8 protein-coding genes and 1 pseudogene are annotated in these 12013 nt (G+C 53.6%); 7 read left to right on the top strand and 2 right to left on the bottom strand.

Annotated elements, in window-relative coordinates; all coding sequences use genetic code 11:
• Window positions 1–233: 233 nt before the first annotated feature.
• The 5 genes from FJT57_RS15585 (at window position 234) to FJT57_RS15565 (ending at window position 9780) form a co-directional block, all read left to right on the top strand.
• Window positions 234–3386, top strand: a complete 3153-nt coding sequence (locus FJT57_RS15585; protein WP_144906743.1) for an SIR2 family protein — start codon at window positions 234–236, stop codon at window positions 3384–3386.
• 313 nt (window positions 3387–3699) lie between these two features.
• Window positions 3700–4929: a site-specific integrase gene (locus tag FJT57_RS15580; protein ID WP_144906741.1), complete on the top strand. Its 1230-nt coding sequence runs from the start codon at window positions 3700–3702 to the stop codon at window positions 4927–4929.
• A 64-nt stretch (window positions 4930–4993) separates the two neighbouring features.
• Window positions 4994–6109, top strand: coding sequence for an SMODS domain-containing nucleotidyltransferase (locus tag FJT57_RS15575; RefSeq protein ID WP_144906740.1), 1116 nt, complete (start codon window positions 4994–4996; stop codon window positions 6107–6109).
• An 18-nt stretch (window positions 6110–6127) separates the two neighbouring features.
• Window positions 6128–8494, top strand: a complete 2367-nt coding sequence (locus FJT57_RS15570) for a ThiF family adenylyltransferase (protein WP_144906738.1) — start codon at window positions 6128–6130, stop codon at window positions 8492–8494.
• Window positions 8491–9780: an SAVED domain-containing protein gene (locus FJT57_RS15565; protein WP_144906736.1), complete on the top strand. Its 1290-nt coding sequence runs from the start codon at window positions 8491–8493 to the stop codon at window positions 9778–9780. The genes FJT57_RS15570 and FJT57_RS15565 overlap by 4 nt, the downstream gene beginning before the upstream one ends.
• A gap of 292 nt (window positions 9781–10072) precedes the next feature.
• On the opposite strand, the gene FJT57_RS15560 is transcribed toward FJT57_RS15565, so the two are convergent.
• Window positions 10073–10960, bottom strand: a complete 888-nt coding sequence (locus FJT57_RS15560) for a hypothetical protein (protein WP_144906735.1) — start codon at window positions 10958–10960, stop codon at window positions 10073–10075.
• Between the two features lie 68 nt (window positions 10961–11028).
• Window positions 11029–11325, bottom strand: a complete 297-nt coding sequence (locus tag FJT57_RS15555; protein ID WP_144906733.1) for a PadR family transcriptional regulator — start codon at window positions 11323–11325, stop codon at window positions 11029–11031.
• 135 nt (window positions 11326–11460) lie between these two features.
• On the opposite strand from FJT57_RS15555, the gene FJT57_RS15550 reads away from it, so the two are divergent.
• Both FJT57_RS15550 and FJT57_RS15545 read left to right on the top strand, forming a co-directional pair.
• The gene (locus FJT57_RS15550) at window positions 11461–11628 is read left to right on the top strand and encodes a DUF1931 family protein (RefSeq protein WP_095637958.1); all 168 of its coding nucleotides are present in this window, start codon (window positions 11461–11463) and stop codon (window positions 11626–11628) included.
• A 71-nt stretch (window positions 11629–11699) separates the two neighbouring features.
• Window positions 11700–12013: pseudogene (locus FJT57_RS15545) on the top strand (TATA-box-binding protein); the annotation flags it as partial.

The following is a 12013-nucleotide window of genomic DNA, read 5'->3' as shown; positions in this document are numbered from 1 at the left end:
GGGCGAGCGTTCTAGGACCCGATTATCGGCAGAACGCTTGTTTCAGATGTGTGGTCCGTGACAACGTTCTTAGGTGCGTGCCGCGAGTGTAATAGCATCTCTATCAAATTATCGCGTCTACAAACCATCATCTTATCAACTATTGAAACGGACTTCAGTTTATCTGAGTGGGACACTCACTAGAAGGCCGAATTATGTGAATACTTGTAGGACGAGGACACTCACAAGCACCAATGGAACGTCGCGATGGAGTCTCAGACTCTCTGCTGGAGGTGTTCGACAGTAACACCGAAGTGGTCGTACTGTGTGGGGCGGGGATCTCGAAGTCCGCAGGTGTCCCACTCGGGCATGAGATCGTCGATATCCTCCGAGATCGATACAGTTCTAAGTTCGACGACACCGAGTACGAGTACGACAAGGCCTGGGAGACCGCACTCCCGGATGAAGAACACCGTGAGGATCGACGTGCCCTCTTTGAGGAGTTCATCGCCGGGACGTCGCCGACAGCCGAACACCATCTCCTAGCGCACCTAGTCGACTGTGGCTTCTGTACCACCGTGATGACGACCAACTTTGACCACCTCCTCGAGATCGGTTTCAACAGCGTCTGTAGTCAAAATCATCGGATCTACCAATACGACACCCAACTGTCGATCGAGACACTCGCCACGGACGTCCCAAAGCTCCTCAAAGTCCACGGCGACTACCTCTTCCGAGACATCGCAAACCTTGACTACGAAATGCGAGACCGCGTCAACCAAAACATGCGGGCGCAACTCACTGAGTACCTCCGAGACAAGGCCCTCCTCGTGACTGGATACTCTGGCAGCGACAGCAGTGTCATGGAGTTGCTCCAGAGCTGTGCAGAGACGGAGACCGGTCTGGCTGGGGGTCTCTACTGGACGACCTATAGTGGGATCGACCTTGAGAGCCCCGACAACGAGTATATTCGACGGCTCGTTGAGACGATGGAAGCGAACGACAAGAGCGTGGAGATCGTCGGACCGACCGACTCTGCTGATTTTCTGACGGAACTGACGGCAGAGTTGGGTGTTGGTGAGCCCGAAGTCTCTCCGTTCGGTGTCGACGCGTCGAACGTCCACGTCCCGAACTCATACAATACGACGTTTGGGGAGGTTATGCACCAGCCTCCCACGTACCGACCTGAGATCGACGGCGAGATAGGGCCGACGGTCGATCGCGTTCGCGAACTCGTTGAGATTGGTCCAGCGCTAATTGAGGGGCCATCTGGGACAGGGTTTTCAGAGTTCTGTGCTCGCTTCTACAACTCGCTCCCAACGGAGCGTCGATTTTACTTCAACCCCGTCTTCTCGAATGGCCTTCCCGGCTCAGACCTCTATGAGCACCTCCTTGATTTTGCCGACCGTCTCGGATGTCAGACCAAGCAGCATGTCTCGTCGGCCGAAACATTCCGTGAACTCTTCGATCGAGACGCCACTGTCGTTATCGATGAGGTAAATGACGGGACGCAAGGTAACTTCCTGGCGATGGTGCAGACCCTCGTCGAAGCACATAACGAGAGTGAGGATGGTACATTGGCGATTATGCGACGCACGGAGAGAGACAACCTCGGTGTGCAACGCCTTCGAGGTCCTCCCACAATCACTTCGGATCGGATGGTGTGGTCCGGTGAGGGCGTATCCGAGTCTGAACAGCTCGCCTGCGACGCACTCACAGCTGGGTGCCCGGAGGTCGAGGACGCTCTCGATCGGCTCGATTCGAGTGAAAGGGAGGTACTCTCGCTGCTTTCCCTCCTCCGTCGATCCGAGTATCCCTCAAACCTGGTGGATCTCGCAGACGTCGACGAACGGGTCTTTGAGGAGCTACGTTCAGCTGGGCTGGTACAGTCGATGAACGGTCGGATCATGGCTCATCCCGTTGTCGTGGACCGCGTGACTACCACTCTCTCGATGGAGCGAAAACAAGAGCTCCATCGAAGACTCGGTGAACGGTTTAGTACCCTCGCCATCGACAAGGAGACCCGAGTGTCCACTCACGTCATTGAGGCAGAGAAACATCTCTGGGAGGCCGAAGAATACGCTCAGGGCTTCCAGACGATTCTGTCGTTGACTCAGGTGACCAGTGGTGACCCAAGGTTCCTCTCCTCTACCCTCGCAGAATACCTACAGCTGGCAAGCGATGGGGCAGAGTTCTTCGACGCTCTCGAACCACACGAGCAACTGCATGCCCTGGTAGTTTACTATCGCGTCCGGATGGACACAGATCACGCTTCGCCAATCTCGTGGTCGGTGTTCTACCAGCTGGAGCTGACCACCCTGCAAGGGTGGAGTTCAGCGTACCGCCAAGCGTACTACGCCCTCATTGACCTGATTAATATCTCCGCAGTCTCAGCTCTCAAAGAACTAGCCGAAGTCGTCTCGACAATCAAGAACGACTTTGATCGAGAGCTGAGCGGCGAACTAAAGTACCGTATTGGATCTCGCTACTTAGATTTCGCAAACAGCGAGACCCCTGGTCGACGCTCAGAGCTATCTGACACAGGCATTGAGTGGATTAAGGACGCGAGATCGGACTTTGAGATGGTTGGTCGTATGGTGATGGTCGCGCGGTGTAATGACGATATCGCCGGATATCTTATCGAAAAGAACGATTTCGATCGTGCATGCGGGTACGCCGAACGTGCACGTGACCAGCTCGTCTACAAACCCGGACTATCCGCCGATCGGGCAGCCGTCTACGGTAACCTCTTCACAATCTACCTCGAGCGATCACAAGAACTGACCGGCCAGGATCGTAAGGTGGCTCTCGACACAGCAGAGGGCTACTTCTTTGAGTCGAACCTCAACTATCTCGGCCAAAGCCAGTTACGAGGACCGATGACTAACCTCTTCACGTTGTTCTCCTTCACGTTGAAACAGGGGCCCGATTGGTCGGGACTCCTCCCTCCGATCGCAAATCTATACGCTCATTGCTACCGACTCTGGCGACGCGACCCTGACCTCGAACCATTCATGCGAGACGCATTCTTCCACCTCCACGGGCACCTGTTCGAGGAAGAGCGAGAGGAGTTGCTCGAAGCGACAGCCCCGACAAGCGCTGCTCTGGCGTCCGCCTTTCGTGAGCAGGGGAGACTCTCCCTCGCTTTCCTAATCCGATTCAGCGTCCTCACCCTCGCCTCGAAGTACAAAGGAGACCAGACCGTGGTGACGTCGATGTACGAAACGATGGCTTCACCTAACGATGACGTCGCTCAGGTGTTGACGTGGTTCCAACAGGAGCTTGAGGATAGTAAGGGGCCGCCACTCGCCGTTTACCTGCAGGGGACCGATATTGAGCATGACCGCGATACTATTGAACAGGTCGCATCTGAGACTATCGAACGGTTTGGGGGCAGGTCTGAGTGAAGTATTGATTCACCGGAAAATACGAACCACAGGTCAGCTTAACCCACTGTAGTCTCAACTCCCCAGCTTGGACAATTGGTATATCTACATATGGTTTATAGGGGCGCAGGCGGGAGCATAATAGGCTGAAACTGTAGAATTTGGCCAATACGTCCAAACCACCGACTGGTCTTGATTAGGAGAGTAATCACGACCACTTTGAAGTACCCCGCCGCCGTCGGTGAAGCACGAATGCTGCAACCCGCTCACGACGGCGCTTCCCCCAGGGTAGAGGCACCGAGACCGGGCACCCAGGACGGTGGAGGGCCGGTGGATGCCTGATCGAGCGCTTTCGACGTCGCTCGACGACAGCTTCGAGCGCTACCTCCAGGACAAGGGGAAAGGCCGCGGTGGGGACGGTGGGAACTATCGACGCAACGCAGCCCGCGAGCTCGAGCGGTTCGCCGAGTGGGCCGCCGGCGACCGCGGCGCCGACGACTGGACCGGGATCGCCGACGACGTCGGCCGCGAGCCGACCTTCGACGATCTCGACGAACGCGTGTTCCGGGAGTACGCCCGACGTCTCGGTGGAGATCGGGGACTCAAGCAGAACACGGTACAAACCTATTACCGCTATATCTCTGCGTGGTGTGGCTGGTGCGTCAACGAGGGATATCTCGAAGCGCATTACGCGCAGCGGGCGAGTGCGATGGCGCCGTTGCCGGAGGACGACGGCCGCAAGCCCGGCGACCAGCAGGCCTGGACGTCCGAACAGCGCCACGTCCTCACCCGTCACGTCGACGAACGGGCCCGCGACGCCGTCGAGGCGTACACGACACTCCCCGAGGCTACTGACCCCCTCGACAAACAGCGAGCGCGCTACGCGGCGCTGAAGGCGGCTCGTGACCGGGCTCTGGTGTTCGTTCTCGCGTACACCGCCGTTCGGGTCGGGGAACTCCTTCGGGACCCAAACGACCCGCGCCGGCGCGGCGTCCGCTGGGAGGATCTCTCCCTCGACGACGGAAGTATGGACGTCTACCGGAAGAAACAGCAGTGGGACGCCGCCAGTCTACCCGACCCGGTGATTTCGCCGCTGCGAAGCTATCGCCAGCTGATGGATCCACCCACGGAGCGCTGGCCGGTGTTTCCCACGTTCGACCAACGGACGCTCGCAGGGCTCGTCCAGGATGAGCTCGCCGACCGAGGGGAACGCCCAGAGGCAATTACTGAACGGCGTGATGAGTACGCTCGTGACCTCCTGCTGGCGCTCGATGAGGACCTTCGGCCACCGTCGATCACGACGGACGGCGCACGGTCGATTCTTCAACGGCTCTCGGAGACCGCAGAGATCGATATCGACCATCCGAAACACGATTATCTAGCCCCTCACGGCGGTCGCCGAGGGATGGGCGAGGTGCTTGTCCGCGCGTTCGGGTACACGGTGGCAGCCCGGTATCTCGATAACTCCGAAGAGATGGTTCGTGAACGGTATTCGCACATCGAAGCGGGCGAACTCGGCGATGTGGCTACTGAAGCCCTCGAAGAAATCGATTCTGGCTTATAGAAAACCATTCCACTTTCACTCCCCTCCCGTGACCATTATGAGCCAGTAGGAGTGTTGTTACTATATGGCAACCCTTCCGTCGCTTTTTGAGACGTTTCTGACGAATATTCGTCCCTCAGACCAGCATATTGAGGATTACAAGGAGGGGCACGAAACCCTGCGTGAATTACTCCGAAATGACGACACAATAAGTGAATTCTATGTTGGGGATTTCCTTCAAGGGAGTTATCGGAGGTGGACTGCCGTCAGGCCTATTGGGGATGAAAAATCGGATGTTGATATTGTATTCGTCACAGACCTGGTCAAAGACGAGGTAACCCCACGAGAAGCTATGGAAAAATGTGAGCCTTTCTTAGAAGAGCACTATGAAGGCCAGTGGACCAGGAAGGATCGGGCCTATCAGATTGACCAAGACCGTATTGAGATTGATCTAGTGTTGACTGCATCCCCCAGTGAGGCAGCTAAAGCAGCCCTTCAGCCAGACGGTTCGGTTGGCGGATTAGAGGTCGGCGAAGGATTGGACACAAACCAATCAAGCCGAGTTGCTGAAGCATTTGGACTGACCCTTGACGAGAATGAGGAAGAGTGGCGAGACGAGCCACTTGATATTCCGGACCGGCGGCTCGAAGAGTGGGATAAAACACACCCCATCGCCACAATCGAGTGGACCCTAAAAAAGAACGACCTTACAGACGGTCATTACGTAAACGTCGTCAAAGCAATCAAGTGGTGGCGAAGAACTCAGATTTCTGCACCTGAACGCCCAAAGGGATACCCACTCGAGCATTTAGTCGGCGAGTGCTGTCCTGATTATATCGATAGCGTTGCTGAGGGGATCGTTCGTACTTTCGAAACTATTGAACAGCGCTATGCAAATGAAGCCCGGATTAATGACACACCCACTCTCCCTGCTCGAGGACTCCCGCAGATCGACGTGTTTGCTCGAATTGACGGAGACGACTTTGCTGCCTTCCATAAAGCAGCTGGAGAGGCGGCAACGCTAGCTCGAGAAGCATTTGAAGAAGACAATAAGGCGTTATCACGGGATCTGTGGTCTGATCTTCTTGGTGATTCCTTCCCTGAATATGGAAATGGCGATTCAGATGATGGTGGAGAAAAAGCCGTCAATCTCGACTCCTCCTCAAAATCAACGAGTGTCTCGGACCAGCGATTTGCGTAATCCATCCTTAGATTAGTGATGCCACCCTCTGAACTCACAGCGGCTGTCTCTTCGCTCGATTCGCTTGATGGTGTCACGGTTGTTGAAGGCCCGTTTCAGCACGAAGGGGGATCAAAATGGGTTCTTGAAGTCAAGCTTCAACCAGACGAAATTGAGCCCACCACCCAAATTCCACAGGAGTCCACATGGTTCGTTCTTATCGACTCGACCTATCCTGGAGGTAGCATTCGGATTTATCCTGCTGAGGAAGGGAGTATCACGGCCACCTATCCTCATCAACGTCTCAACGTAGCAGGCACCGAAGATACTCCTTGGAGAAAAGGGAACATCTGTGTGGCTCGCTACGGACATATTATCGGGCGATCGGGCGCAACGGGGGAACCAAATCCCCCAGATGAACGTCTTCGATGGCACTTGGAACGGGCTTTGTCGTGGTTAGAAGCAGCGTCTAAGGGAGAACTCCGTCAGGAAGGAGAGCCATTTGAACTCCCGATATTCAGCACGAACACTGCTCCTCAGAATCGAGTTGCATTCAATGAAACAGCGGAATCCCTCGAACTTTGGCGATCTGAGTTTGGTAATTGGGGATTCGTTGACTTCGTGGAGCTTACCGAGCCGTCAGATGTCTTCCTTACGGAGCAGTTCCGAGATGAAGACGATAACGTCGTGTATCACCCGGAGTGGGGTGAATACATTAGTTCAAATATCTGTTCTCAGACTCGTGGTGCATGGCTATTACTGGAGGAACCCCCAATCGAGCCTCCTTGGGAGGTACCTGAAACTTGGAGTGATTTGGCAAACTTACTGGAAGATTCCTCTATTGATCCATTTGAACTCCGGGCAAATATAGATTCTATCGTCGAAGATGATGCCTTCAATTGTCTCCTCTTAGGGTTTCCAATTCCTAGTGAGGTCGGAGGGTCCTCGGAACTCATCCATTGGCAGGGCATTGAGCTCTCTGATGTTCGACCGGTATCTGAATTACCCGGATTTAGGGAAACCCCCAGAGGAAAGGAAATTGTGGCTAGAGTAGATCTTTCTCGAGATTCTATCCGTTGGCTTGATTCAGACAACTGGGCTCGCGAACAGCTCTCTCGTCGGGGGCATATCCAAGATCCGCTTCGTGAAGCTAGTGTTCTTCTTATTGGTGCCGGTGCACTCGGGAGTACCGTTGCTGAGGGATTAGTACGGGACGGGTGTCACGACCTCACTATTGTCGATGGGGAAACCTTGGAAATTGGCAACCTAGCGAGACACACGTTAACCCTCCCTGACGTGGGAGAAAATAAAGCTGAGGCGCTCGCGAATAGGCTTAACTCGGTATCACCGCATGTCGATGTAGATGGGTTTTCTGTTTCATTTCCTTTGGAGGAAGACGAGCAATTAGAGGTGGTTGAATCTGTAGATGTGGTAATCGATTGTACGGCCTCAAATTCTGTTCTTCAAGCATTGAATTCATTTAGGTGGGAGGAGCCGGTTCTCTTCTGTTCGGCGTCTATGGGTAGACGAGCAAACCGGCTATTCTATTTCGCATCATACTCTCTGAGTTTTCCGGCCAGTCAGTTTCAAGAAGAATTCGAACCGTGGCGGTTGCAGGAACAGATCGAGTGGCAACCTGGTGAAGACGCAGTTCCTGAGCGCGTGGGCTGCTGGCATCCAGCATCGGTGATTCGTATGGATCAAGTCATGACATGGGCTGGAACGATTACACGCCTACTTGAACAGGATACATCGTTAGGTCTTCGGGGAACTGAATTCAGAGTCCTCGAAGCTGGGGACGATGGCACTCCTACGATTTCAGAGGCAGAGCCGCCATTTCAGGATGTTGAACATTGGGTAGCCCCGGATTCTGAGGTATCGGTAGAGATTCCTGCTGGTTGTCTTAGAGCGATTGTTGATATCTGCGTCGACGCGGATCCCCTTGAGACAGGGGGGATTTTAGCCGGTACTGCGTTAGAGGAAACAGCCGCACGGATTATCCGTGCCAGTGATCCGCCACGAGACTCTAATCAAGGGCCTACAACTTTCACCAGAGGTACTGAACGCGTTGACGAGTGGTTACGAGAGGCCCGTGATAGTCTGGGTATTCACTATCTGGGAGAATGGCACTATCATCCCGGCGGATCTGCGGAATTGAGTTCTCCAGATCGGGCACAAATGAACGAAATTGCTTCGACTGATGAGTATGGATGTCCCCATCCGATTATGTTTATTGTCGGAGGAAACCCGTCAGAGGCGCTTGCCATCAGAGCGTATCTCTTCCACCGGAATCGTGGTTATGAGGAACTTGTGCACATCGGATCGTCAGATGAGCCAAGTAGACCAACGAATAGTTTTGATTTAGATATTGACTTCCCGAATGCGAGAGTAGGTGACTCTCAATGACTAATCCAGCTGGGGATGTCTTCATTAGCTACAAACATTCACAACAGGACTTAGCCGAAAAGCTGGAAATTGCCCTCCGGAATCACGGGATACCTGTTTGGCGTGACGTTCACGACATTGGTCCAGATCCATTAGAGCAACAAATCCGAAAAGATCTCCAAGACTCGAACCTTGCTGGTGGTGTCGCAATTATAAGTAGTGATGTTACTCAATCCCCCGTCATCCTCAAAACAGAGCTTCCTGGACTCCACAAACGGTGGCGGGGTGATGATGAGTTCTTTGTTGTCGTGGTTCTCGTTCCTGGTGTTGATTATGACGAGGGGGAAGCAATCTTGTCCAAAGCAGAATCCCCCTACGATCTTTCCCATTGGTATATGGAGTCCTTGGAAGTGGAGGAGACTTCTTCCTCCTCAGCTATTGGCCGAATCATTAACTCGATATTAGACAGATTGGGACAGAACCAGAAGACCAGCAGTCACCTTCCCCCTCTTGATGCTGTAGTTGATGCTGCGTTGGAGCGTCGACTACAATGTATCCACAATCATCTGTCATCTAATTCTCCAGTTGAGTGCTCGCTGGACACGTATGGTAAACCCTCCTATGATATTCAACTGGCCGTGAGTATTGATTGGTCACCCCACTTTGACGACGGTATACCAGATGGATCCCTATGGAATGAGCAACTGCTCCCAGCGTTGCGTACAACGACCGATTATCTTCAGCAAGAGACTCCAGGAAGAGAGCTTCGTTTTAGAGGGCGGGCCCATTTACCGGCAGTATTCTCGCTTGGATACTGCCTTCCGGAGACACGAGGGATTAGTACTGCGTGGATGCAACCAGATCAGGATGGCAATTTTTCGCCATGGCGGCTCGATCTAAACTTGGAAGAGAGCAACTTACAGAGCGACCTTGAAGAGATCGATCGAACTGCTTCGAACTTGGCCGTCCTAGTGAACATCACCGATGATGTGAAGCCGGAGGTCGGGAAAACGAAATCTACGCTCCCAGACTTTAATGGGATACTGGAATTCGGACTGGGGCAAGACTCAAATGGGAGATTAACAGCCCATGAAGCAGCACATGCGGCAAAAGTATTTCAGGAGGAACTTCGTGATGCGATGAATCGTCTTCCAGAAACGTCTACCGTACATTTATTCATGGCTGCGCCAGCTGGGCTCGCATTCTTGCTCGGACAGAAGACCAACACTTCCCCTGCGATTCAGACTTATATTCTGGACACTGAAAGTGGGAGCAGAACCTACCAACCTGCTGTACTGCTATCCTGACTGCACGCTCAAGCTGAGGGAGGTAGTTCTTTCGAATACCTTCATAAGTAGAGAGACCTCATGATGGTCGTATCCAAATCAAGGTGCTCTCAAAGTGTGAGGCTCAATACCCTCTCGGAAGCTGAATTGATGTAGAGTAGCAGAGATCAGCACTAGGTTTATACCGCTCGGCCGGCTTTCTTCCAATATGAGCCTCGAAGAGACGGTTGACTACCTCGCCGAGGAACTTGACCTCGAGCGAAGTGAACACGTTCGCGAGGTCGGTCAGTCGGTCGCCGAGCTTCGCGACTGATTAGAACAGTTCTCTGAAGTCCCGTTCGACGAGCCCGTCCTCCAGATACGTGATGAACTCTTGTTTCGTTGGTCCTTGACGGTTGAGCAGATCGTCCCGTTCTGCTCGTTCGAGAACTGCCTTCGCGAAGTCCGTACAGTGGGATTCATGCTGCTCAGCGTACTTCGAAAGGGCTTCTCGCCAATGCATATCCAGCTCGAACTCGGCTAATCGGATTTGGATCCCATCTTTCCGTTCGACGAGGTTGACGTCCAGCTCTTCGAGCTGCTTGAAACGGAGGTTATTCCGGCGGACAGTAATGAGCCGTTTGGAGTCGACGATGTAGGGGTCGACCCACTCTCGCCAGGTATCGTCGTCGACGTGAGTTCGTGGCATCTCAAACTCTGGGTCCACACTCTCAATGCAGAATTGGAGCATCGCGATGCCAGTTCGATGATTCGCATTCGGGAGGGAATGCCGGAGAATCAAATTCGACATCACTTCCCCAGCGACGTTCGGAAGTGGTGCTCCCCAGGATACGTGATCGAGTGCCTGCTGGATCTTTTGCGGTTCGAACTCCTTGTAAAGCCGAAACTCATCCTCATCTCGAACATCGACAGCGGCTTCGAGCAACTCTACTAATCGGAATGCGACAACTTGCCCAGCACGGGGGAGGTCACGAATACGGTCGCTCAGCCATTCCTGATCGAAGTCGATGTCTTGGGCAGATTCGATCTCTGAATCGCCTTCGTAGAGCACATAGACCGGTGTTTCAAAGGGGTACCCGATGAGCTTCGTCGACTCGTCGGATTGCTCTCGCTGAGATCGGATCTCTGCTACCGATGCAGAGCTAAATTTGAGTGAGAAATTCTCGGCCTGAGGGTGATGATAGAAGACGAGCCGAGCCATCTCACTGTGTATTCGTGGGAAGTGGGTAAAGCAGTCCCGCTTTTATATTGACTTCTACTCACCTGGTTCTACGACGTAGTGGGTGCATTCACATCTTCTAGATATTGACCTTCCCACTCACGTCGCGCCTCGATCTCCCGCAACCCGCGTTGCGTGACCGTATACACGTTCGTCCGCTTGTCGAATTCGCCTTTCTTGAGGAGGCCTTTGTCGACGAGGTCGTCGAGGTTCGGATAGAGCCGCCCGTGATTGATCTCTTGTTCGTAGTAGTCGTCGAGTTCGTTCTTGACTGCGAGCCCGTGTGGTTCCTCGAGCCCGGCGATCACGTACAAGATGTCGCGCTGGAACCCAGTTAGATCGTGCATCCGTCTATTCCCTATTTTTGACGGGGTGATTAAGTGTTCTCTGGTGCCCAGGTGCCCATCAGTCGTACTATAGGCGAAATCCTGCATGAGAAAATTCGAACCTTTATATGATGCACAAGAGAAGTCCGCGATGGAATGTCTGACCTAATCGTCAAAGCAGCCGTGAAGGACGCACTCTCGGACAACAACGTCTCGGCCGATTTCTACGACGTCCTCAATGAGGAGGTCGCCGAACTGCTCGACGACGCCGCAGAGCGTGCCGAGGCCAACGACCGGAAGACGGTCCAGCCTCGCGACCTCTAATTCAGAAGGTACCACACCGACGCTCGAAGTCACTCCCCGTTTTAAGGGGGTTGTGAATGGAAGATACTCCTATGAGTGTCACAGCCGAATCAATTCAAGTCGAGAATGTGGTCGCGTCATCCGATATCGGTCAAGAACTCGATCTGGAAACGCTTTCTGAGGATTTAGGAGCCACCGACTACGATCCCGATAACTTCCCTGGACTCGTATATCGGATGCACGATCCTAAAGCCGCAGCGCTCATCTTCCGCTCGGGAAAAGTCGTCTGTACAGGCGCAAAAAGCGTCGATGATGTGACGACTGCGTTGGAATACGTCTTTGACGAGCTCCGTGAATTGGGTGTCGATGTCGCCACCTCCCCAGATATCGAAATCCAGAATATTGT

The sequence above is a fragment of the Halobellus captivus genome (assembly GCF_007655485.1).
Lineage (GTDB): Archaea > Halobacteriota > Halobacteria > Halobacteriales > Haloferacaceae > Haloquadratum > Haloquadratum captivum.
This window is presented reverse-complemented; position numbering and strand designations above follow the sequence as displayed.

Coding starts and splice junctions, on each gene's coding strand:
- FJT57_RS15550 (WP_095637958.1), top strand. CDS start 11,461: ATGTCTGACCTAATCGTCAAAGCAGCCGTGAAGGACGCACTCTCGGAC.
- FJT57_RS15570 (WP_144906738.1), top strand. CDS start 6,128: ATGCCACCCTCTGAACTCACAGCGGCTGTCTCTTCGCTCGATTCGCTT.
- FJT57_RS15580 (WP_144906741.1), top strand. CDS start 3,700: ATGCCTGATCGAGCGCTTTCGACGTCGCTCGACGACAGCTTCGAGCGC.
- FJT57_RS15585 (WP_144906743.1), top strand. CDS start 234: ATGGAACGTCGCGATGGAGTCTCAGACTCTCTGCTGGAGGTGTTCGAC.
- FJT57_RS15565 (WP_144906736.1), top strand. CDS start 8,491: ATGACTAATCCAGCTGGGGATGTCTTCATTAGCTACAAACATTCACAA.
- FJT57_RS15560 (WP_144906735.1), bottom strand. CDS start 10,960: ATGGCTCGGCTCGTCTTCTATCATCACCCTCAGGCCGAGAATTTCTCA.
- FJT57_RS15555 (WP_144906733.1), bottom strand. CDS start 11,325: ATGCACGATCTAACTGGGTTCCAGCGCGACATCTTGTACGTGATCGCC.
- FJT57_RS15575 (WP_144906740.1), top strand. CDS start 4,994: ATGGCAACCCTTCCGTCGCTTTTTGAGACGTTTCTGACGAATATTCGT.